Annotated in this window: 22 protein-coding genes and 1 tRNA gene; 15 read left to right on the forward strand and 8 right to left on the reverse strand. The window is 69.6% G+C overall.

Annotated features, from left to right (window positions below; translation table 11 throughout):
* Positions 1–46: 46 nt before the first annotated feature.
* Positions 47–364 (forward strand): Grx4 family monothiol glutaredoxin, encoded by a 318-nt coding sequence (grxD, locus tag AC2EAQ_RS08840; protein WP_484642292.1) that lies wholly within the window; start codon positions 47–49, stop codon positions 362–364.
* A gap of 7 nt (positions 365–371) precedes the next feature.
* Positions 372–932, forward strand: coding sequence for a UbiX family flavin prenyltransferase (locus tag AC2EAQ_RS08845; RefSeq protein ID WP_484642296.1), 561 nt, complete (start codon positions 372–374; stop codon positions 930–932).
* A 10-nt stretch (positions 933–942) separates the two neighbouring features.
* Here the strand turns inward: AC2EAQ_RS08845 and AC2EAQ_RS08850 are convergent, their stop codons facing one another.
* Together AC2EAQ_RS08850 and AC2EAQ_RS08855 are read right to left on the reverse strand one after the other, a co-directional pair.
* Positions 943–1,545 carry a lytic transglycosylase domain-containing protein gene (locus AC2EAQ_RS08850; RefSeq protein WP_484642299.1) on the reverse strand — a complete coding sequence of 201 codons (603 nt, stop codon included), beginning with the start codon at positions 1,543–1,545 and terminating at the stop codon, positions 943–945.
* Positions 1,542–3,287, reverse strand: coding sequence for a proline--tRNA ligase (locus tag AC2EAQ_RS08855; RefSeq protein ID WP_484642302.1), 1,746 nt, complete (start codon positions 3,285–3,287; stop codon positions 1,542–1,544). Before AC2EAQ_RS08855 ends, AC2EAQ_RS08850 begins: the two co-directional genes overlap by 4 nt.
* Positions 3,288–3,415: 128 nt before the next feature.
* Between AC2EAQ_RS08855 and AC2EAQ_RS08860 the strand changes: the two genes are divergently transcribed.
* The gene (locus tag AC2EAQ_RS08860; RefSeq protein WP_484642305.1) at positions 3,416–3,988 is read left to right on the forward strand and encodes an RNA pyrophosphohydrolase; all 573 of its coding nucleotides are present in this window, start codon (positions 3,416–3,418) and stop codon (positions 3,986–3,988) included.
* On the opposite strand, the gene proB is transcribed toward AC2EAQ_RS08860, so the two are convergent.
* The 4 genes from proB to rplU form a co-directional block, all read right to left on the reverse strand.
* Positions 3,985–5,109, reverse strand: coding sequence for a glutamate 5-kinase (gene proB / locus AC2EAQ_RS08865; RefSeq protein WP_484642307.1), 1,125 nt, complete (start codon positions 5,107–5,109; stop codon positions 3,985–3,987). The two genes, AC2EAQ_RS08860 and proB, sit on opposite strands and share 4 nt — an antisense overlap.
* Positions 5,102–6,169: an Obg family GTPase CgtA gene (gene cgtA, locus AC2EAQ_RS08870; protein WP_484642310.1), complete on the reverse strand. Its 1,068-nt coding sequence runs from the start codon at positions 6,167–6,169 to the stop codon at positions 5,102–5,104. The genes proB and cgtA overlap by 8 nt, the downstream gene beginning before the upstream one ends.
* An 81-nt stretch (positions 6,170–6,250) precedes the next feature.
* Positions 6,251–6,508: a 50S ribosomal protein L27 gene (rpmA, locus tag AC2EAQ_RS08875; protein ID WP_484642312.1), complete on the reverse strand. Its 258-nt coding sequence runs from the start codon at positions 6,506–6,508 to the stop codon at positions 6,251–6,253.
* Positions 6,509–6,544: 36 nt separating this feature from the next.
* On the reverse strand, positions 6,545–6,856 hold the full coding sequence (rplU, locus tag AC2EAQ_RS08880; RefSeq protein ID WP_484642315.1) for a 50S ribosomal protein L21: 312 nt from the start codon (positions 6,854–6,856) through the stop codon (positions 6,545–6,547).
* Positions 6,857–7,050: 194 nt separating this feature from the next.
* Here rplU and ispB point away from each other — a divergent pair, with 194 nt between their 5' ends.
* The 11 genes from ispB (at position 7,051) to AC2EAQ_RS08935 (ending at position 18,220) form a co-directional block, all read left to right on the forward strand.
* Positions 7,051–7,980 carry an octaprenyl diphosphate synthase gene (gene ispB, locus AC2EAQ_RS08885; protein WP_484642318.1) on the forward strand — a complete coding sequence of 310 codons (930 nt, stop codon included), beginning with the start codon at positions 7,051–7,053 and terminating at the stop codon, positions 7,978–7,980.
* 19 nt (positions 7,981–7,999) lie between these two features.
* Positions 8,000–8,076 (forward strand) — tRNA-Pro (locus AC2EAQ_RS08890).
* A gap of 141 nt (positions 8,077–8,217) precedes the next feature.
* Entirely contained in the window at positions 8,218–9,933 is a 1,716-nt protein-coding gene (pilB, locus tag AC2EAQ_RS08895) for a type IV-A pilus assembly ATPase PilB (RefSeq protein WP_484642320.1), read from the forward strand.
* Between the two features lie 52 nt (positions 9,934–9,985).
* The gene (locus tag AC2EAQ_RS08900; protein ID WP_484642324.1) at positions 9,986–11,206 is read left to right on the forward strand and encodes a type II secretion system F family protein; all 1,221 of its coding nucleotides are present in this window, start codon (positions 9,986–9,988) and stop codon (positions 11,204–11,206) included.
* 10 nt (positions 11,207–11,216) lie between these two features.
* On the forward strand, positions 11,217–12,152 hold the full coding sequence (locus AC2EAQ_RS08905) for a prepilin peptidase (protein WP_484642327.1): 936 nt from the start codon (positions 11,217–11,219) through the stop codon (positions 12,150–12,152).
* A 7-nt stretch (positions 12,153–12,159) separates the two neighbouring features.
* Positions 12,160–12,753: a dephospho-CoA kinase gene (gene coaE, locus AC2EAQ_RS08910; protein ID WP_484642332.1), complete on the forward strand. Its 594-nt coding sequence runs from the start codon at positions 12,160–12,162 to the stop codon at positions 12,751–12,753.
* A 46-nt stretch (positions 12,754–12,799) separates the two neighbouring features.
* A complete protein-coding gene (gene zapD, locus AC2EAQ_RS08915; RefSeq protein ID WP_484642333.1) occupies positions 12,800–13,555 on the forward strand; it encodes a cell division protein ZapD in 756 nt (251 codons plus the stop codon).
* On the forward strand, positions 13,552–13,761 hold the full coding sequence (locus AC2EAQ_RS08920) for a DNA gyrase inhibitor YacG (protein ID WP_484642336.1): 210 nt from the start codon (positions 13,552–13,554) through the stop codon (positions 13,759–13,761). Before zapD ends, AC2EAQ_RS08920 begins: the two co-directional genes overlap by 4 nt.
* A gap of 167 nt (positions 13,762–13,928) precedes the next feature.
* On the forward strand, positions 13,929–14,222 hold the full coding sequence (gene groES / locus AC2EAQ_RS08925; protein WP_484642339.1) for a co-chaperone GroES: 294 nt from the start codon (positions 13,929–13,931) through the stop codon (positions 14,220–14,222).
* Between the two features lie 37 nt (positions 14,223–14,259).
* Positions 14,260–15,903, forward strand: coding sequence for a chaperonin GroEL (groL, locus tag AC2EAQ_RS08930; RefSeq protein WP_484642341.1), 1,644 nt, complete (start codon positions 14,260–14,262; stop codon positions 15,901–15,903).
* 112 nt (positions 15,904–16,015) lie between these two features.
* Positions 16,016–18,220: a patatin-like phospholipase family protein gene (locus AC2EAQ_RS08935; protein ID WP_484642344.1), complete on the forward strand. Its 2,205-nt coding sequence runs from the start codon at positions 16,016–16,018 to the stop codon at positions 18,218–18,220.
* 4 nt (positions 18,221–18,224) lie between these two features.
* On the opposite strand, the gene AC2EAQ_RS08940 is transcribed toward AC2EAQ_RS08935, so the two are convergent.
* Positions 18,225–19,127, reverse strand: coding sequence for an alpha/beta fold hydrolase (locus tag AC2EAQ_RS08940; RefSeq protein WP_484642347.1), 903 nt, complete (start codon positions 19,125–19,127; stop codon positions 18,225–18,227).
* A complete protein-coding gene (gene yihA, locus AC2EAQ_RS08945; protein WP_484642349.1) occupies positions 19,124–19,792 on the reverse strand; it encodes a ribosome biogenesis GTP-binding protein YihA/YsxC in 669 nt (222 codons plus the stop codon). Before yihA ends, AC2EAQ_RS08940 begins: the two co-directional genes overlap by 4 nt.
* 69 nt (positions 19,793–19,861) lie before the next feature.
* On the opposite strand from yihA, the gene AC2EAQ_RS08950 reads away from it, so the two are divergent.
* Complete coding sequence (locus tag AC2EAQ_RS08950) at positions 19,862–20,482, forward strand: c-type cytochrome (RefSeq protein WP_484642351.1); 621 nt, start codon at positions 19,862–19,864, stop codon at positions 20,480–20,482.
* Positions 20,483–20,486: the final 4 nt, after the last annotated feature.

Genomic DNA, 20,486 nt, shown 5'->3' on the forward strand with positions numbered 1-20,486 from the left:
CGGAAAAGCCGTATAACCACGGCTTTCCCCGAAATCGGCCCCCCCCATGAGCGACGTTCAACAGCGCATTTCCGACCTCGTCCACCAGAACCGCGTGGTGCTCTTCATGAAGGGAACGGCCCAGTTCCCGATGTGCGGCTTCTCCGGCCGGGCGGTGCAGATCCTCAAGGCCTGCGGCGTCGACGACCTGAAGACGGTCAACGTCCTCGACGACGAGGAGATCCGCCAGGGCATCAAGACCTACGCCAACTGGCCGACGATCCCGCAGCTCTACGTCAACGGCGAGTTCGTCGGCGGCTCGGACATCATGATGGAGATGTACCAGGCCGGCGAACTGCAGCAGGCGCTGGCCAAGGCGGCCTGAGCCCGCGATGCGACGGCTGGTCGTCGGCATCACCGGGGCCAGCGGCGCCGTCTACGGCGTGAGGCTGCTGCAGCGCGCACGCGCGCTCGGCCTGGAGACCCACCTCGTGGCCACGCCGGCGGGCGTGCTCAACGTGCACCACGAACTGGGCCTGGACCGGTCGGCGCTCGAGGCGCTGGCCACCCGGGCCCATGCGCCGGGCGACGTCGGCGCCTGCATCGCCAGCGGCAGCTTCGACACGGCGGCGATGGTCGTGGCGCCCTGCTCGATGAAGACGCTGGCCGCCGTGGCGCATGGCTTCGGCGACAACCTGCTGACGCGGGCTGCCGATGTCACGCTGAAGGAACGCCGGCGACTGGTGCTGATGGTGCGCGAGACGCCGTTCAACCTGGCCCACCTGCGCAACATGGCCAGCGCCACCGAGATGGGCGCGATCGTCTTTCCGCCACTGCCCGCGTTCTATCACCGCCCAACGACGATCGACGAGCTGGTGGACGAGTCGGTGGAGCGGGTGCTGCAGCTGGCCGGCGCCGCCAGCGCCGCACCGCGGGCCTGGCAGGGCCTCTAGGGCCGCGGCCTCACGCCACGAGCCACCGGCGGCGCGCCGCGAAGACGGCGTTCGGGTACTCGGCCCGGCCGCGACTGCCGTTGTAGCGGCCGAGCGCCATGAACAGGTCGCCGCGCTCGCGGTCGAGGTAGTGGCGCAGGATCACGCAACCGAAGCGCAGGTTGGTCTGCATGTGGAAGAGGCGCGCCGGGTCGCCGTCGCCGATCAGGCGCGACCAGAACGGCATGATCTGCATGTAGCCGCGCGCACCCACCACGCTGATGGCGTACTTGCGGAAGGCGCTCTCGACCTGGATCAGGCCGAGCACCAGCGCCGGCTCCAGCCCGGCGCGCCGCGACTCGTACCAGAGCGTGTTGAGGAACTCCACGCGCGCATGGCCGTCGCTCTTGTAGCGCCGCAGCCGCTCGCTGGCGGCGCCCTGCCAGCGCAGGAACGCCAGCCGCTGCTCGATGTCGTCGAAGTGCGGTCGCGGCGGCGGCGCCGCGGAGATCGCCGCCGACAAGGCGGAGCGGACCGAATCGGCCAGCGGCTCCTCGAGCTGCGCGCCGGCCCGCGCACTGCAGGCCCAGACCGCCAGCGGCAAGCCCAGCAGCGCCCGGCGCGCGACGGTCATGCCGTGAGGCGCTCCCGGAGGAAGTCCGCCACGCTGTCCACCGGCACGGACTGCGCCGCGGCCTCGCGCCGGCCCTGCACCTCGGCCTGGCCCTCCTTCAGGCCGCGGTCGGACAGCACCACGCGCCAGGGCACGCCGATCAGTTCCCAGTCGGCGAACATCGCGCCCGGCCGCTCGCCGCGGTCGTCGAGGATCACGTCCACGCCCTGCGCCAGCAGCTGCGCATGCAGCGCGTCGGCGCGTGCCCGCACGGCGTCGCTGCGGTCGTAGCCGATCGGGCAGATGACGGCGGCGAACGGGGCCAGCGGCACCGGCCAGACGATGCCGCGTTCGTCGTGGTTCTGCTCGATGGCGGCGCCGAGGATGCGCGTCACGCCGATGCCGTAGCAGCCCATGATCATCGGCTGCGGCTTGCCCGACTCGTCGAGGTAGTTGGCGTTCATCGCGGCGCTGTAGCGCGTGCCGAGCAGGAACACGTGGCCGACCTCGATGCCGCGCTGGATCGCGAGCACGCCCTTGCCGTCGGGCGAGGGGTCGCCTTCGATCACGTTGCGGATGTCGGCCACGAGGTCGGGCTCGGGCAGGTCGCGGCCCCAGTTCACGCCGGTCAGGTGGAAGTCGGCCACGTTGGCGCCGCAGACGAAGTCGCTCATCGCGGCCACGGTGCGGTCCGCGATCACCTTCACCGGCCGGGCCGTGCCGATGGGGCCGAGGTAGCCCGGGGGCGTGCCGAAGTGCTCGACGATCTCGCCCTGCGTGGCGAAGCGCCAGCCCGCCTTGAGGCCCGGCAGCTTGCCCGCCTTGACCTCGTTGAGGCTGTGGTCGCCGCGCACCAGCAGCAGCCAGACCGTGGTGCCCACGATGTCGCCGGCCTCGTTGCGGTCGTCGGTGGCGAGCACCAGCGACTTCACGGTGCGCTGCAGCGTCAGGCCGAGCAGTGCCGCCACGTCCTCGCAGGTGCTCTTGCCGGGCGTGGGCACCTTGGCCAGGGGCTCGGCGGCGGCCGCGCGGCGGTCGATCAGCGGCAGCGCCTCGGCCAGCTCGATGTTGGCCGCGTAGTCGCTGGACGGGCAGTAGACGATGGCGTCCTCGCCGGTGTCGGCGATGACCTGGAATTCCTGCGAGACGTCGCCGCCGATGGCGCCGGTGTCGGCGGCCACCGCGCGGTAGGTCAGGCCCATGCGGTCGAAGATGGCGCAGTAGGCGTCGGACATCGCCTGGTAGCTGCGCCGGCCGGACTCCAGGTCGCGGTCGAAGGAGTAGGCGTCCTTCATCGTGAACTCGCGGCCGCGCATCACGCCGAAGCGCGGGCGGCGCTCGTCGCGGAACTTGGTCTGGATGTGATAGAAATTCTTCGGCAGTTGCTTGTAGCTGCGCAGCTCCTGCCGGGCGATGTCGGTGATGACCTCCTCGCTCGTGGGCTGGATGACGAAGTCGCGCTCGTGCCGGTCCTTCACGCGCATCAGCTCGGGGCCGTACTTCTGGAACCGGCCGCTTTCCTGCCACAGCTCGGCCGGCTGCACCACGGGCATCAGCAGCTCGATCGCGCCGGCGCGGTTCATCTCGTCGCGGATGATGGCCTCGACCTTGCGGATCACCCGCAGGCCCATCGGCATGTAGCTGTAGATGCCGGCGCCCAGGCGCTTGATCATGCCGGCCCGCAGCATCAGCCGGTGGCTGACGATCTCGGCGTCGGAGGGCGCTTCCTTGAGCGTGGCGATGAAGAACTGAGAGGCTTTCATGGGTGGCTGTGCGAGTCCCCATGCAGCGTTGCACCGACCGACCACGCTTCCGATGCGGGAAACCGAGTGATCGCGCGCCGCACCGGGCGGGTGCAAAATGAATCCAGTTCAGAAATTGGGGTCCGATTATGCTCGACCGTGACGGCTTCAGGCCGAACGTCGGCATCATCCTGCTCAACACTCGCAACCAGGTCTTCTGGGGCAAGCGGCTGCGCACGCACTCGTGGCAGTTCCCGCAGGGCGGCATCAAGCATGGCGAGTCGCCCGAGCAGGCGATGCTGCGCGAGCTGCACGAGGAAGTGGGCCTGCGACCCGAGCATGTCCACATCATCGCGCGCACCCGCGACTGGCTGCGCTACGAAGTGCCGGACCACTACATCCGGCGCGACGCCCGCGGCCACTACCGCGGGCAGAAGCAGATCTGGTTCCTGCTGCGGCTGATCGGCCGCGACAGCGACCTGAACCTGCGCGCCACCGACCATCCGGAGTTCGACGCCTGGCGCTGGAACGACTATTGGGTGCCGCTGGACGTGGTGATCGAGTTCAAGCGCGACGTCTACCAGATGGCGCTCACCGAGCTGTCGCGCTACCTGCCGCGCCCGGCGCACCAGAACCGCTACCTGCGGTCGGGTCTGCGCGGCGGCTGGCGCGACGAGGTGCCGCCCGATGGCGCCGCCGCGGCCGAGCCCGAGGCGCCCTAGCCGAGCACCAGGTTGTCGCGGTGGATCAGCTCGGGGCCGGCCGCGTAGCCGAGCGTGGCCTCGATCTGGGATGACGGCTTGCGGGCGATAAGCCGGGTCTCGGCCGCCGAGTAGTTCGCCAGGCCGCGCGCCAGCTCCACGCCGTCGGGGCCGCGCACCGCGATCACGTCGCCACGGGCGAACTCGCCTTCGACGCCGGTGACACCGATCGGCAGCAGGCTCTTGCCTTCGTCGCGCAGCTTGGCCACGGCACCGGTATCGACGCTGACGGCGCCGCGCAGCTGCAGGTGGTCGGCCATCCACTGCTTGCGTGCCGCCAGCTTCTGCGTCTGGGCCACCAGCGCCGTGCCGATCGACTCGCCCTGGGCCAGGCGCAGCAGCACGTCGGGCTCGCGGCCCCAGGCGATGATGGTGCTGGCGCCGCTGCTGGCCGCGCGCCGGGCCGCCAGCACCTTGGTCAGCATGCCGCCGCGGCCGATCGACGAACCGGCGCCGCCGGCCATGCGCTCGAGTGCCGGGTCGCCGGCCACGGCCACGTCGATGAAGCGGGCGTCGGGCACCCTGCGCGGGTCGGCCGAATAGAGGCCGCGCTGATCGGTCAGGATCACCAGCGCGTCGGCCTCCACCAGATTAGCCACCAGGGCGCCCAGCGTGTCGTTGTCGCCGAACTTGATCTCGTCGTTGACCACCGTGTCGTTCTCGTTGATGACGGGCACCACCTTCATCGACAGCAGGGTCATGAGCGTCGAGCGCGCATTGAGGTAGCGCTCGCGGTCGGCCAGGTCGGCATGGGTCAGCAGCACCTGCGCGCTGACGACGCCACGCCGGGCCAGCTGGGTTTCGTAGATCTGGGCCAGGCCCATCTGCCCGACGGCCGCCGCGGCCTGAAGCTGCGGCAGCTCGTGCGGACGCGCCGACCAGCCCAGGCGCTTCATGCCCTCGGCGATCGCGCCGCTGGACACCATGACGACCTCGCGCCCCTGCTCCGCCAGCGCCGCCAGCTGCCGGCACCACGCGCCGATGGCCTCGGCGTCGAGTCCGCGCCCTTCGTTCGTGACCAGGCTCGAGCCGACCTTGACGACGATGCGCCGGGCCTCGCGCAGCACGCGTCCGTCAGGCATCGCCCGTCTCGCCGTCGAAGCGCGCGTCGGGCACGTGCGGCACCGCCTGCCGGATCGAGGCGACATGCTCGTACACCGCCAGCGTCAGCCGGTCCAGGCCCTCGCGGGCCAGCGCGGAGATCTCGAACACCGGCCCCTTCCAGCGCAGCCGGCGCACGAAGTCCTTGACCCGTGCCGCCCGCTCGTCGGCCGGCACCATGTCCATCTTGTTGAGCACCAGCCAGCGTGGCTTGGCGGCCAGCGCCGGGTCGTACTTCTTCAGCTCCGCGACGATGGCGCGCGCCTGGGCCACCGGGTCGACGCTGTCGTCGAAGGGCGCCATGTCCACCACGTGCAGCAGCAGGTGGGTGCGCTGCAGGTGGCGCAGGAACTGATGCCCCAGGCCGGCCCCCTCGGCCGCGCCCTCGATCAGGCCGGGAATGTCGGCCACCACGAAGCTGCGCTCCGGGCCGACGCGCACGACGCCGAGATTCGGGTGCAGGGTGGTGAAGGGATAGTCGGCGATCTTCGGGCGGGCGTTGGAGATCGACGCGATCAGCGTGCTCTTGCCGGCATTGGGCATGCCCAGCAGGCCCACGTCGGCCAGGACGCGCAGCTCGAGCTTGAGCTTGCGGCTCTCGCCGGGCCAGCCCGGCGTCTTCTGCCGCGGCGACCGGTTCGTGCTGGTCTTGAAGTGGAGGTTGCCGAAGCCGCCGTCGCCGCCCTTGCAGATCAGCACCTTCTCGCCGGGATTGAGCAGCTCGGCGACCACCTCACCGGTCTCGGCGTCCTTGAGGATCGTGCCCACCGGCATGCGCAGCGTGATGTCGTCGGCAGCGGCGCCGAACTGGTCCGAGCCGCGGCCCGGCTCGCCGTTGCGGGCCTCGTGGCGGCGCGCATAGCGGTAGTCGATCAGGGTGTTGAGGTTCAGGTCGCCGACGGCGTAGATGCTGCCGCCGCGCCCGCCATTGCCGCCATTGGGGCCGCCGAACGGGATGAACTTCTCGCGCCGGAAGCTCACGCAGCCGGCGCCGCCGTGCCCAGCAGCGACGTCAATGGTGGCTTCGTCGACGAATTTCATGATGGGATGGTACGCAGCAGGGGCTCAGAAGCGAAAAAGCCCCGGGAGACCGGGGCTCGCGCGAGGATGCTGCGCTGGCGCTCAGGCCGGCAGCACGCTCACGGTCTGGTTGTTGCTGGCGCCCTTGACGTCGAACTTGACGTGGCCTTCGACCAGCGCGAACAGCGTGTGATCACGCCCCATGCCGACATTGGTGCCGGCGTGGAACTTGGTGCCGCGCTGACGAACGATGATCGAGCCCGCCGAAACGAGCTCGCCGCCGTAGGCCTTGACGCCCAGCATCTTGGGTTGGGAGTCGCGGCCGTTGCGAGTGGAACCGCCGCCCTTTTTCTGTGCCATGGTGAGTGACCTCTGCTAAGGATGGAACGGTGCCGCTCAGGCCGAGACCGAGTCGATCTGCAACTCGGTGAACGACTGACGGTGACCCTGCGACTTCTTGTAGTGCTTGCGACGGCGCATCTTGAAGATGCGCACCTTGTCATGCCGGCCTTGCGCCAGGACCGTGGCCTTGACGCTGGCGCCGGCGACCAGGGGGGTACCGACCTTGAGGTCCGCGCCGTTACCCACGGCGAGCACCTGCTCGATCACGACTTCCTGGCCAACGTCCGCAGCAATCTGTTCTACCTTGATCTTTTCGCCGGCTGCAACCTTGTATTGCTTGCCACCGGTTTTTATGACCGCGTACATATGTGCCCTTTCGAATCATGCCTCCGGCCAAGCCAGAAGGCCCTGCAGAGGAACCGCGGAGTCTAGCACAGGCCGCCCGGCTCCCCGTTGGTTCCTATAATCCACGCAACTCCTGCCATGCGCCGCCCGTGACCCCCGCTGTTGCCACCCCCCGGGCCGCGATTCCTCCGGCTGCCGATCCGATCGCCGCCCAGATGGCGCTCGTCGACGGCGTCATCGCCGAGCGACTGACCTCGGACGTGGCGCTGGTCAACCAGATCGGCCAGTACATCGTCAGCGCCGGCGGCAAGCGGATCCGGCCGCGGCTGGTGCTGCTGTTCGCCAACGCGCTCGGGCACACCGGGCCGGAACAGCTGACCCTGGCCGCCACGGTGGAGTTCATCCACACCGCCACCCTGCTGCACGACGACGTGGTCGACGAGTCGTCGCTACGGCGCGGCCGCCAGACCGCCAACGCGGCCTTCGGCAATGCCGCCAGCGTGCTGGTCGGCGACTTTCTCTACTCCCGCGCCTTCCAGATGATGGTGTCGGTGGGCGACATGCGGGTGCTACAGGTGCTTGCCGAGGCCACCAACGTGATCGCCGAGGGCGAGGTGCTCCAGCTGATGAACATGCACGACCCTGACCTGGCGGTCGAGGAGTACCTGCGCGTCATTCGGTCCAAGACGGCCAAGCTGTTCGAGGCCAGTGCCCGCCTGGGCGCCATCCTGGCGAAGGCCGACCCCGCGATCGAGGAAGCCTGCGCCGGCTATGGCCGGTCGCTGGGCACGGCCTTCCAGCTGGTGGACGACCTGCTCGACTACGACGGCGAGACCCATGAACTGGGCAAGAACGTCGGCGACGACCTGCGCGAAGGCAAGCCGACGCTGCCGCTGCTGGTGGCGATGGACCGCGGAAGCGACGAAGAGCGCGCGCTGATCCGGCATGCCATCGAGCATGGCGAGGTGACGCGCCTGCAGGATGTGGTCAAGGCGGTGCGACGCACCGGCGCCCTGGACGCCGCCCGCGAGGTGGCCCACGGCGAGGCGGACCAGTCCCGGCGCTGCCTCCAGTCTCTGCCCCCGTCGCCGTTCCGGGAGGCTCTGCTAGACTTATGCGTTCGGGCCGTGGAGCGCTCCTCGTGAGGCGCACTGCGGTACCCATCGGGGTGTAGCTTAGCCTGGTAGAGCGCTACGTTCGGGACGTAGAGGCCGGAGGTTCGAATCCTCTCACCCCGACCATTTGCCTGGATCGCGGCGCCATGCGCCGCGCCGGCCCGCCGACCTGCCGTGAAGAGTTGCCGACATGCGCAGGCGTGCAGATTTACAGTGCCCGGATGATCGGCGATGATCGTTCGGCATTTCGCACAGTGAACTGACCCGGTGGACACCCTCGCCGAAGCACCCCATTCCTCGCTGTCGGGCGTCGCCCGGGTGCTCGTGCACGCCGGCAAGCTCAATGGCAAGGCCGCCGAGGCGCTGGTCAAGCAGGCGGCCGAGCGCAAGATCAGCTTCGTCTCGGCGCTGATCGCGGCGGGCAGCGTCTCGGCCAGCGACCTGGCCCACACGCTGTCCGGGGCCCTGGCCCTGCCGGTGCTGGACCTGTCCAGCGTCGACGCAGAGCGCCTGCCGCGCAACGTCATCGACGCGAAGATGGTGAACCAGTACCAGGTGGTGGTGCTGGGCAAGCGCGGCAACCGCCTGTTCATCGGCGGGGCCGACCCGACCGACCAGGAAGCCGTCGAACGCATCAAGTTCGCCACCCAGCTGTCGCCCGAGTGGGTGATCGTCGAGTACGACAAGCTCGGCAAGCTGCTCACGGCCGCTGGCACCTCCGCCAGCGACGCGATCGAGTCGCTGGCGGACGGCGACTTCGACTTCGACGTCACCGAGGAGGCCACGGAACAGGAGAGCGCCGAGGCGACCACCGAGGTCGAGGACGCGCCGGTCGTCCGCTTCCTCCAGAAGATGCTGATCGACGCGATCAATGCCCGCGCGTCGGACCTGCACTTCGAGCCCTACGAATACAACTACCGCGTTCGCTTCCGCATCGACGGCGAGCTGCGCGAGATCACCCAGCCGCCGATCGCCATCAAAGACAAGCTCGCGTCGCGCATCAAGGTGATCAGCCGCCTGGACATCGCGGAGAAGCGGGTGCCCCAGGACGGCCGGATGAAGCTCAAGTTCGGCACGCGGGCGATCGACTTCCGCGTCTCGACGCTGCCGACCCTGTTCGGCGAGAAGATCGTCATCCGTATCCTGGACCCGTCGTCGGCCAAGCTCGGCATCGAGGCCCTGGGCTACGAGAAGGTCGAGAAGGACCGCCTGCTCAAGGCGATCGGCCGCCCCTACGGGATGATCCTGGTCACCGGCCCGACCGGCTCGGGCAAGACCGTCTCGCTGTACACCTGCCTGAACATCCTGAACCAGCCGGGCGTCAACATCTCGACGGTCGAGGACCCGGCGGAAATCAACCTCCCCGGCATCAACCAGGTCAACGTCAACGACAAGGCCGGGCTGAACTTCTCCACGGCGCTGAAGGCCTTCCTGCGCCAGGATCCGGACATCATCATGGTGGGCGAGATCCGCGACCTGGAGACGGCCGACATCGCCATCAAGGCGGCCCAGACGGGTCACCTGGTGATGAGCACGCTGCACACCAACGACGCGCCGACCACCCTGACCCGGCTGCTCAACATGGGCGTGATGCCGTTCAACATCGCGTCGAGCGTGCTGTTGATCACGGCGCAGCGCCTGGCAAGGCGGCTGTGCGAGGCCTGCAAGACCACAGTGGAGTACCCTCGCGACGCTCTCAAGCGTGCGGGCTACTCTGACGAGGACCTCGACGGCAGCTGGAAGCCCTACAAGGCGGTCGGCTGCTCGGCTTGCAACAACGGATACAAGGGCCGCGTGGGCATCTACCAGGTGATGCCGATCACCGAGGAGATCCAGCGCCTGATCTTGGGCAACGGCTCGGCGATCGACATCGCCCACCAGGCGGCCAAGGAAGGCGTGCGCGACCTGCGCCAGTCCGGCCTGGTCAAGGTGAGGGCGGGCGCGACGACCCTCGAGGAAGTCATCAGCGTGACCAACGAGTGATGGCGGCCTACAACCCGATTCGATTCACGGAATAGCCGGCCCCGGAGGCTACATGGCGACAGCAGCAGCCGTCAGAGACGTCAAGGACTTCATCTTCGAGTGGGAAGGCAAGGACAAGAACGGCAAGGTCGTTCGTGGCGAGATCCGCTCGGGTGGTGAAGCGCAGGTGAGCGCCCAGCTGCGCCGCCAGGGCGTGCTGGTCACCAAGGTCAAGAAGCGGCGCATGCGTGGCGGCAGCGCGATCAAGCAGAAAGACATCGCCGTCTTCACGCGGCAGCTGGCCACGATGATGAAGGCCGGTGTGCCACTGCTGCAGGCGTTCGACATCGTGGCCCGTGGGTCCACCAACGCCCGGCTGACCAAGCTGCTGACCGAGATCCGCACCGACGTCGAGACCGGCACCAGCCTGTCGGTGGCGTTCCGCAAGCATCCGATGCAGTTCAATGCCCTGTACTGCAACTTGGTCGAGGCCGGCGAGCAGGGCGGCATCCTGGAGCAGCTGCTGGAGCGCCTGGCGATCTACGAGGAGAAGACCCTCGCGCTGCGCAACAAGATCAAGTCGGCGCTGGTCTACCCGATCGCGGTGATGGTGGTGGCCTTCGTGGTGCTCACGATCATCATGCTGTTCGTGATCCCGGCCTTCAAGCAGGTGTTCAGCTCGTTCGGCGCCGACCTGCCGGCACCGACGCTGGCGGTGATGTGGCTGTCGGAGCAGTTCGTCGCCTACTGGTGGCTGATCTTCGGCGTGCTCGGCGGCGGCGGCTACTTCTTCATGCAGTCCTGGAAGCGCTCCGAGAAGATGCAGATCGCGCTGGACCGCCTATTCCTTCGCATCCCGGTGTTCGGCGAGCTGATCCGCAAGGCCGTGCTGGCGCGCTGGACGCGCACGCTTTCCACGATGTTCGGCGCCGGCGTGCCGCTGGTCGAGGCGCTCGACTCCGTCGGGGGCGCGGCCGGCAATGCCGTCTACGCCATCGCCACCGAGCAGATCCAGAAGGAAGTCTCCACCGGCACGGCGCTGACGATGGCGATGCAGAACACCGGCGTTTTCCCCACCATGGTCCTGCAGATGACCTCGATCGGCGAGGAGTCCGGCTCGCTCGACCACATGCTCGGCAAGGCGGCGGAGTTCTACGAGGACGAGGTCGACGAGATGGTCAAGGGTCTGTCGAGCCTGATGGAGCCCTTCATCATCGTCATCCTGGGCGTGCTGATCGGCGGCATCGTGATCTCCATGTACCTGCCGATCTTCAAGCTCGGCTCGGTCGTCTGATCCGGCGCCGATGGGCGCCGTCCCGGCCGAACTGCTGTCGCCGATCGCCCTGGGTCTGCTGGGCCTTTGCATCGGCAGCTTCCTCAACGTGGTGATCCACCGGCTGCCGCTCGTGCTCGAGCGGCAGTGGTGGGCCGAAGTGGCCCAGCACCTGGGTGACGCCGGCTCCTGGCGCCGCACGCTCGGCCTGCCCGCCGACGCCGAACTGCCCGCCGGCCGCCTCGAGCATGCCGCGGCGATCGAGCAGGCGGTCGACGGCCTGCCCCACCTGTCGGTGGTGCGCCCGCGCTCGCGCTGCCCCGCATGCGGCCACCAGATCACCTGGTACGAGAACCTGCCCCTCCTCGGATGGCTCCTGCTGCGGGGCCGATGCTCGGCCTGCGGCACTCCCATCGGCCTGCGCTATCCGCTGGTGGAAGTCGCCACCGCCGCGCTCTTCGCCGCCGTGGCGTGGCGCTTCGGGCCGACGCCCGTGGCCCTGGCGTGGTGCGCCTTCGGCGCCACGCTGCTGGCGCTGGCGATGATCGACTGGGACACCACCCTGCTGCCGGACTCGCTGACGCTGCCGCTGCTGTGGGGCGGGCTGGTCGCGGCGGCGCTCGGCTGGACGCTGCCTCTGTCCGCTTCGCTGTGGGGTGCCGTGGCCGGCTACCTTTCACTGTGGACCGTCTACCAGCTGTTCAAGCTGGCCACGGGCAAGGAAGGCATGGGCCACGGCGACTTCAAGCTGCTGGCGGCCCTCGGTGCGTGGCTCGGCTGGCCGATGCTGGTGCCGATCGTCCTGGCGGCGTCGGCACTCGGTGCGGTGGTGGGCATCGCGATGAAGCTGGGCGGCAGCCTTCGCGAGGGCCGCTACGTGCCTTTCGGACCGTTCCTGGCGGGCGCCGGCATCGTGGTCATGCTGGCCGGCGCCGAGCGGGTGCTGGGCTGGCTGGGCTGGGCTTGACGGCCCCATGCGCATCGGCCTGACCGGCGGCATCGGCAGCGGCAAGAGCACCGTGGCCGCGATGCTGGCGGCCCATGGCGCCTGCCTGGTCGACACGGATGCCATCGCCAGGGCACTCACCGGCCCGGACGGCGCCGCCATGCCGGCACTGCGGGCGGAGTTCGGTGCCGGCGTGGCCCGGGCCGACGGCGCCCTCGACCGCGACGCGATGCGGCAGCTGGCCTTCGCCGACGGCAGCGCCCGCAGGCGGCTCGAGGCCGTGTTGCACCCGATGATCGGCGAGCAGGCCCTGCGCGAGGCCGCCGCCGCCGGCGCTCGGACCGTGGTGTTCGACGTGCCCCTGATGACCGCCTCGAGCGTATGGCGCCAGCGCGCCGACCGCGTGCTCGTGATCGACTGCAGCGAGGCGACGCAGCTCGCGCGCGTGATGCAGCGCCCGGGCTGGACCGAGGACACCGCGCGCCAGGCCATGGCCGCGCAGGCATCGCGCCCGGCGCGGCGTGCGATCGCCGACGCGGTGATCGACAACGACCATGCCGATCTGGCCCGGCTGCAGCGGCAGGTCGATGCCCTTTGGAGCCTGTGGAACAATCAGCCCTGATTTCCCGACAGGCCCGGCCCGGGCGGTCGTACCGCAGCACTGCGTCTTGGTCCGCTACGAATACCCGCTCAACGAAGGCATCCGCACCATGCTGCGGCTCGAACACCTGTTCGACCGCCTGGGGCATCTGATCGCCCGCGACGCGGCGCTCGACCACCACTTCGCGCTGGCCACGCTGTTCGAGATCGTCGACGTCGCCTCGCGTGCCGACCTCAAGAGCGACCTGCTCAAGGACCTCGAGCGCCACAAGCTGGCGTACCAGGGCTTCCGGGGCAACCCCGGCGTTTCGGAGGACGCGCTGGACGCGGTGCTGGGCCGCATCGACCATGCCTTCGGCGCGCTCAACGCGCTGCCGGGCAAGGCCGGCCACACGCTGACCACCAACGAGTTCCTGATGTCGATCCGCAGCCGGATCAGCATCCCCGGCGGCACCTGCGAGTTCGACCTGCCGGCCTACTACGCCTGGCAGCAGCACGACGCCACGCGCCGCCGCGCCGACCTGATGCAGTGGATCGGCACCGTGATGCCGCTGGCCGAGGCGCTGCAGGTGCTGCTGGGCCTGCTGCGCGACTCGGGCGCGCCGCAACGCGTCGTGGCCAAGGGGGGCCAGTACCAGCAGAGCCTGCCCCAGGGGCGGACCTTCCATCTGCTGCGCCTGCGCCTCGACGACACCCAGGGCCTGGTGCCGGAGATCTCCGGCCACCGCCTGATCGTGTCGGTGCGCCTGATGCGCCCCGACGCCGACGGCCGCCTCAAGCCGGTCACCGACGACCAGCCGATCGAACTCGCCATCTGTTCATGAGCGGTCCGCCGGAGCGTCGCATCGCCTGCCCGCGCTGCGGCTCGGCGACCGTGTTCGGCCCGTCCAACCGCTGGCGCCCCTTCTGCAGCGAGCGCTGCTCGGGCATCGACCTCGGTGCCTGGGCCAGCGAGGCCTACCGGGTGCCGACCGACCCCTCCCCCGGCGACGCGGTCGACACGCCACCGGCCGATACCCCGCGTCACTGACGCGGGCCTTGAAACCGCTTCGGCGAACCCTATAATCGGTCTGCTAGCACTCGCCGCCGGTGAGTGCTAACGACGCGCCCAAGGCGCCGTCAACCCGATGTGAATGTGCGCACACTTTTGTGGCCGCATTCTGCGATTCACACCGAGACCATCCTGGAGACCTGAACATGAAACTCCGTCCGTTGCACGATCGCGTGATCGTCAAGCGCCTCGAGAACGAAACCAAGACCGCCTCGGGCATCGTGATCCCCGACAACGCCGCCGAGAAGCCCGACCAGGGCGAAGTGCTGGCCGTCGGCCCGGGCAAGCGCAACGACAAGGGCGACTTCGTCGCCCTGAACATCAAGGTGGGCGACCGCGTGCTGTTCGGCAAGTACAGCGGCCAGACCGTCAAGGTCGACGGCGACGAGCTGCTCGTGATGCGCGAGGAAGACCTCTTCGCCGTCATCGAGTCCAAGTAAGCCCCCCGCAGCAACCGAACCCTAGGAGAGAACACAAATGGCAGCAAAAGACGTTGTCTTCGGCGGCGACGCCCGCGCCCGCATGGTCGAAGGCGTGAACATCCTGGCCAACGCGGTCAAGGTGACCCTGGGCCCGAAGGGCCGCAACGTGGTGCTTGAGCGCAGCTTCGGCGCCCCCACCGTCACCAAGGACGGTGTCTCGGTCGCCAAGGAGATCGAGCTCAAGGACAAGCTCATGAACATGGGCGCGCAGATGGTCAAGGAAGTCGCTTCCAAGACCAGCGACAACGCCGGTGACGGCACCACCACCGCCACGGTGCTGGCCCAGTCGATCGTGCGCGAGGGCATGAAGTACGTGGCCGCGGGCATGAACCCGATGGACCTCAAGCGCGGCATTGACAAGGCGGTCACCGCCATGGTCGAGCAGCTCAAGAAGTCGAGCAAGGCCACCACCACGAGCAAGGAAATCGCCCAGGTCGGCGCGATCTCCGCCAACAGCGACGAGTCGATCGGCAAGATCATCGCCGACGCGATGGACAAGGTCGGCAAGGAAGGCGTGATCACGGTCGAGGACGGCAAGTCGCTCGACAACGAGCTGGACGTCGTCGAAGGCATGCAGTTCGACCGCGGCTACCTGTCGCCCTACTTCATCAACAACCCCGAGAAGCAGGCCGCGATCCTCGACAACCCGTACGTGCTGCTGCACGACAAGAAGGTCAGCAACATCCGCGACCTGCTGCCCACGCTGGAGCAGGTGGCCAAGGCCGGCCGTCCGCTGCTGATCATCGCCGAGGAAGTCGAAGGCGAGGCGCTGGCCACCCTGGTGGTCAACACCATCCGCGGCATCCTGAAGGTCGTGGCCGTCAAGGCGCCGGGCTTCGGTGACCGCCGCAAGGCCATGCTCGAGGACATCGCCATCCTGACCGGCGGCAAGGTCATCGCCGAGGAAGTCGGCCTGACGCTGGAGAAGGTGACGCTGGCCGACCTGGGCCAGGCCAAGCGCGTCGAGGTGGCCAAGGAGAACACCACCATCATCGACGGCAACGGCGCCGCGGCCGACATCGAGGCCCGCGTCAAGCAGATCCGCATCCAGATCGAGGAAGCCACCAGCGACTACGACCGCGAGAAGCTCCAGGAGCGCGTGGCCAAGCTGGCCGGCGGCGTGGCCGTCATCAAGGTCGGTGCTGCCACCGAGGTCGAGATGAAGGAGAAGAAGGCCCGCGTCGAGGACGCCCTGCACGCCACCCGTGCCGCGGTCGAGGAAGGCATCGTCGCCGGCGGCGGCGTGGCCCTGCTGCGCGCCCGCCAGGCGGCCGGCACCATCAAGGGTGACAACCCCGACCAGGAAGCCGGCATCAAGATCGTGCTGCGCGCGGTCGAGCAGCCGCTGCGCGAGATCGTCGCCAATGCCGGCGACGAGCCGAGCGTGGTGCTGGCCAAGGTGCTCGAAGGCAAGGGCAACTTTGGCTACAACGCCGCCAACGCCAGCTATGGCGACATGATCGACATGGGCATCCTGGACCCGACCAAGGTGACCCGCACGGCGCTGCAGAACGCCGCGTCGGTGGCCGGCCTGATGCTGACCACCGAGTGCATGGTCGCCGAGGCCCCGAAGGACGAGGCCCCGGCCCCGGCCGGCGGCGGCATGGGCGGCATGGGCGGCATGGGCATGGACATGTAAGTCCGCGTCCGCCGACGCCAGCGGCACTCGCCGCCAGCGTCGGCCACGGCACCCCCACAAGGCCGGCAGCGCAAGCTGCCGGCCTTTTCGTTTTGGCATCGACAATCGGCGCATGCGACGCCTGGCCACCCTGCTCGTCCTGCTGCTCGCCGCACTGCCGGTGCTGGCCCAGGACACGCGCCCGCGCGTCGGCCTGGTGCTGTCGGGCGGCGGCGCGCGCGGCCTGTCGCACGTGGGCGTGCTCAAGGTGCTGGAGGCCGAGCGCATCCCGGTGGACGCGATCGCCGGCACGTCAATGGGCGCCATCGTCGGCGGCCTGTATGCCACCGGCATGGGCGCGGCGGAGCTGGAAGCGGCCGTGCGCGCGATCGACTGGGACGGCATCTTCTCGCGCCGCGTCGACCGGCAGCAACTGTCGCAGCGGCGCAAGGAGGAGGACTTCGAGATCTCCCCGCTGATCGAGTTCGGCCTGCGCGACGGCGAGCTGCGCGCACCGGTCGGCGCAGCGTCCAGCCGGGGCCTGGAGACGCTGCTGCGGCGCTACACGCTGCCGGTGCGCCAGGTGGGCAACTTCGACAGCCTGCCGATCCCTTTCCGCGCGGTGGCGACCGACCTGGAAAGCGGCGCCGCCGTGGTGCTCGACCGTGGTGACCTCGCCCTGGCCCTGCGCTCGTCGATGAGCGTGCCCGGCGTCTTCTCTCCCACCGAGGTGGACGGACGCATCCTGGGCGACGGCGGCCTGGTCAACAACGTGCCCATCGACGTGGCGCGCGCGATGGGCGTGGACGTCGTCATCGTCGTCAACATCGGCACGCCGGTGGCCGGCCGCGAGACGCTCAACTCCGTGGTGGGCATCACCGCGCAGATGATCAACATCCTGACCGAGCAGAACGTGCAGCGCAGCCTGGCCACGTTGGGCCCGCGCGACGTGCTGGTGGCGCCGTCGCTCGGCACCCTTTCCTCGGCGGACTTCGCCAAGTCCGCCGAGGCCATCGCCGCCGGCGAGGCGGGCGCGCGCGCGGTGCTCGGCCGGCTGCAGGCGCTGTCGGTGTCGCCGCAGGCCTATGCCGAGTGGCGCGAGGCGCATCCGCGCCTGCGCCGGCCGCGCGCCCGCATCGACTTCGTCGAGTTCGACGGCACCACGCTGACCCACCCGGCGCGCTTCGCAGCCCAGCTCGAGACGCAGCCGGGCACCGACTTCGACGTCGGCCGCGCCGAACGCGACGCGCGCACGCTGGCCGCCAGCGGCGACTACCTGCGTGCCGACTACCGCCTCGTGCGTCGCGGCGACAGCGACGGCCTGGTGTTCGACCTCGAGGACAAGCCCTGGGGCCCGAACTACCTGCGCGTCGGGCTCGACCTGTCGACCGACTTCCAGGGCCGCGGCGCGTTCAACCTGAAGGTCAGCCACAACCGGCACTGGCTCACGCCCGCGGGCACCGAGTGGCGCAACCGGCTGCAGATCGGCGAAGTGCCAAGCGTCTTCACCGAGCTGTACCACCCGCTGCGCTGGACCATCGGCCTGACCAACGACTGGTTCGCGGCGGCATACGCCGGTGCCGAGCGCCAGAGCGGCACGCTCTACGACGCCGACGACGGCACCGAACTCGCGCGCTTCAAGCGCACCGCCGCCTTCGCCGGCGTGGACCTCGGCCAGACCTGGGGCCGCTTCGGCGAACTGCGCGTCGGCCTGGCCACACAGCGCCTGCGCGCCCGTCCCACGCTGGTGGCCGCGCCGCTGGCCAGCGTGGCCGGCGCCGTGGTGCAGCGCCAGACCGGCCTGCGGCTGGGCGTGGTGATCGACCAGCTCGACTACGCGAACTTCCCGACGCAGGGCTTCCGTACCGTGGCCGACCTGCGACTGGGCGACGGCAGCGACGAAGGCCGCTTCCGGGCGCTTGAAGCGGAGGCGCTCGGGGTCCGCACTGTGGGTGCCCATACGTTCAGCCTGTACGGCCTGGCCCGCGGGGCCAGCGCACAGCAGATCAACACCATCGGCCGCTACGAGCTCGGCGGCTTCCACCAGCTGTCGGGCTACCGCGACGGCCAGCTGCTGGGCAACTACGTGCTGCTGACGCGCCTGGGCTGGTACATGAAGCTGCCCTACCAGCCGGTGATCAGCCGCGCCTTCTTCGTCGGCGCCACGGCCGAGGTCGGCAATGCCTGGGCCTCGCGCCGCGAGCTGCGGCTCGGTGCCTTGCGCAGCGGCATGAGCGTGTACTTCGGCGCCGACACCGGCATCGGGCCGCTGTACCTGGCCCTCACGCACGCCCCCCGGGGCAGCTCGGGCGTGATGCTGTTCCTGGGGCGGCCCTAGGCGCTCATCCGCGCGAGGTCAGCTCGTCGATCGTGGCGGCCACCCGGGCCGGGTCCTCGTGCACCAGCCAGTGCGTCGCGTCCGGCAGGCGGCGCAGGTCGAGGTCCGGCACCCATCGCTGCAACCCGTCCAGCAGCGCTGTCGGCAGCGCGGTGTCGCCCTCGCCCCACAGCACGGTGGTGGGCACCCGCACGGTGACGGCCTCGTCGGCAAACTCCAGCGTGTGGATCGCGTCCTGCGGCCCGGTGGGCGGGCGCAGCGGCGAGGCGCGGTAGTAGTTCAGCGGGCCCTCCAGGCCCTGGCGCCAGATGTCGCGATAGCGTTCGCGCGTGGCGTCGTCGAGCCAGGCCTGGCCCCCCATGCCGGTGAAGAAGCGCCACAGCCGGGCATGGTCGTCGGCCGCCAGCAGCGCCGCCGCGTCGGGCCGGCACAGGAAGTTCATGTAGGCGCTGGCCGCCTGCTGCGCCGGGTTGTCGCGCAACTCGCGCAGGAAGGTGGCCGGGTGGGGCGAGTTCAGCATCAGCAGCCGCTGCAGCAGCGCGGGCTGCTGCGCGGCCAGGTTCCAGGCCACCGCGCCGCCCCAGTCGTGGGCCACCAGCAAGGCCACCGGCGCACCCAGGGCCTGGATCAGCGCGGCGATGTCGGCCACCAGATGCTTGGCGCGGTAGGCCTGCACCTCCGTCGGCGCGCTCGACCGCTCGTAGCCGCGCAGATTGGGCGCGACGCAGTGCAGGCGTGGCGCCAGGCGCTGCATCACGTCGTCCCAGACGAAGGCGCCTTCCGGGAACCCATGCAGCAGCACCACGCAGGGGGCGCCCTCGGGCCCGGCCTCGCGGCACGACAGCGTGATGCCGTGCGGCAGCGCCACGTCGCGCGTGCGGATCGGCTCCGTGGCAGCGGCGCTCATGGATGCGCCCAGGCGTAGAGCTGGCCCGTCACGTCCTCCACGCCGGTCTTCTTCAGCGCCGAGAACAGCACCACGCCGATGTCGGAGGACTCGCCGGCGTAGGCGCCCAGCGCCTCGGTGGTGGCGCGCAGCGAGGCGTCGGCCTCGCGCCGGGACAGCTTGTCGGCCTTGGTCAGCAGCACCAGAAGCTTGACCATGCCCGTGCCCACGCGCGGCGCGATCCACTGCAGCAGGCGATGGTCCAGCTCGGTCAGGCCCAGGCGCGAGTCGGCCAGAAGCACCACGCCGGTGAGGTCGCGCCGCTGCGCCAGGTAGTCGGCCATCACCTGCTGCCAGCGCACCTTGGCCTCGCGCTCGACCGCCGCGTAGCCGTAGCCCGGCAGGTCCGCGAAGAGCGCGTCCGGCGCCTCGGCCGGGCCGAGCTCGAACAGGTTGATGTGCTGCGTGCGGCCGGGCGTCTTGGACGCGAACGCCAGCCGCTTGTGCTGCGCCAGCGTGTTGATCGCGGTCGACTTGCCGGCGTTGCTGCGGCCGACGAAGGCGATCTCCGGCAGCTCCGGAAGCGGCATCTGGTCGAGCCGGCTGGCCGTGGTCAGGAAGCGGGCGCTGCGCGCCCAGGCCTGTGCCGTTTTCGCCGTGGAGGCGCTGTCCGAGGGGGGGTTCATGCGGCATTGTAAAATTCGCGGGTTTTTGCGCTCCGGCGTCCCTCAACCGCACAACCAAGCCAGCGACCCATGAAGGCTCGAACCCTGCTGATCGGCGCCCTGCCCCTCGTCTGCACGATGGCCATGGCCGCCACCCCGGCCCCGGCCGCGAAGCCCGACCTCGCCAAGGGACAGGCCCTCGCGACCCAGGTCTGCGCGGCCTGCCACACCGCCGACGGCTCCCGCGGCAGCCCCGCCAATCCCATCCTGGCCGGCCAGCACCCGGAGTACCTCGCCAAGCAGCTGCAGGAGTTCAAGTCCGGCAAGCGCGCCAACGCGATCATGAAGGGCTTCGCCTCCACGCTGTCGGACGACGACATGAAGAACGTCGCCGCGTTCTACGCCAGCAAGACGGCCAAGCCCGGCTTCTCGAAGGACAAGGACCTGGTCAAGCTGGGCGAGAAGATCTACCGCGGCGGCATCGCCGACAAGGCCGTGCCCGCCTGCGCCGGCTGCCACAGCCCGAACGGGGCCGGCATCCCCGCGCAGTACCCGCGCGTGGGCGGCCAGCACGCCGACTACACCGAGGCCCAACTTGTTGCGTTCCGTAGCGGTGCGCGCGGCAACAACGCGCAGATGGTCACGATTGCCGCCAAGATGAGCGACCGCGAGATCAAGGCCGTGTCCGATTACATCGCCGGACTGCGCTGATTCC

Source organism: Aquabacterium sp. T101, from assembly GCF_057219775.1.

Excerpts from the sequence above, each read along its gene's own strand:
- AC2EAQ_RS08905 (WP_484642327.1), top strand. The coding sequence starts at position 11,217 with ATGGGCGCCGTCCCGGCCGAACTGCTGTCGCCGATCGCCCTGGGTCTG.
- rplU (WP_484642315.1), bottom strand. The coding sequence starts at position 6,856 with ATGTACGCGGTCATAAAAACCGGTGGCAAGCAATACAAGGTTGCAGCC.
- coaE (WP_484642332.1), top strand. The coding sequence starts at position 12,160 with ATGCGCATCGGCCTGACCGGCGGCATCGGCAGCGGCAAGAGCACCGTG.
- AC2EAQ_RS08950 (WP_484642351.1), top strand. The coding sequence starts at position 19,862 with ATGAAGGCTCGAACCCTGCTGATCGGCGCCCTGCCCCTCGTCTGCACG.
- rpmA (WP_484642312.1), bottom strand. The coding sequence starts at position 6,508 with ATGGCACAGAAAAAGGGCGGCGGTTCCACTCGCAACGGCCGCGACTCC.
- AC2EAQ_RS08935 (WP_484642344.1), top strand. The coding sequence starts at position 16,016 with ATGCGACGCCTGGCCACCCTGCTCGTCCTGCTGCTCGCCGCACTGCCG.
- cgtA (WP_484642310.1), bottom strand. The coding sequence starts at position 6,169 with ATGAAATTCGTCGACGAAGCCACCATTGACGTCGCTGCTGGGCACGGC.
- grxD (WP_484642292.1), top strand. The coding sequence starts at position 47 with ATGAGCGACGTTCAACAGCGCATTTCCGACCTCGTCCACCAGAACCGC.
- AC2EAQ_RS08845 (WP_484642296.1), top strand. The coding sequence starts at position 372 with ATGCGACGGCTGGTCGTCGGCATCACCGGGGCCAGCGGCGCCGTCTAC.
- AC2EAQ_RS08855 (WP_484642302.1), bottom strand. The coding sequence starts at position 3,287 with ATGAAAGCCTCTCAGTTCTTCATCGCCACGCTCAAGGAAGCGCCCTCC.
- AC2EAQ_RS08860 (WP_484642305.1), top strand. The coding sequence starts at position 3,416 with ATGCTCGACCGTGACGGCTTCAGGCCGAACGTCGGCATCATCCTGCTC.
- AC2EAQ_RS08850 (WP_484642299.1), bottom strand. The coding sequence starts at position 1,545 with ATGACCGTCGCGCGCCGGGCGCTGCTGGGCTTGCCGCTGGCGGTCTGG.
- AC2EAQ_RS08900 (WP_484642324.1), top strand. The coding sequence starts at position 9,986 with ATGGCGACAGCAGCAGCCGTCAGAGACGTCAAGGACTTCATCTTCGAG.
- proB (WP_484642307.1), bottom strand. The coding sequence starts at position 5,109 with ATGCCTGACGGACGCGTGCTGCGCGAGGCCCGGCGCATCGTCGTCAAG.
- AC2EAQ_RS08920 (WP_484642336.1), top strand. The coding sequence starts at position 13,552 with ATGAGCGGTCCGCCGGAGCGTCGCATCGCCTGCCCGCGCTGCGGCTCG.
- groL (WP_484642341.1), top strand. The coding sequence starts at position 14,260 with ATGGCAGCAAAAGACGTTGTCTTCGGCGGCGACGCCCGCGCCCGCATG.
- yihA (WP_484642349.1), bottom strand. The coding sequence starts at position 19,792 with ATGAACCCCCCCTCGGACAGCGCCTCCACGGCGAAAACGGCACAGGCC.
- groES (WP_484642339.1), top strand. The coding sequence starts at position 13,929 with ATGAAACTCCGTCCGTTGCACGATCGCGTGATCGTCAAGCGCCTCGAG.
- AC2EAQ_RS08940 (WP_484642347.1), bottom strand. The coding sequence starts at position 19,127 with ATGAGCGCCGCTGCCACGGAGCCGATCCGCACGCGCGACGTGGCGCTG.
- ispB (WP_484642318.1), top strand. The coding sequence starts at position 7,051 with ATGGCGCTCGTCGACGGCGTCATCGCCGAGCGACTGACCTCGGACGTG.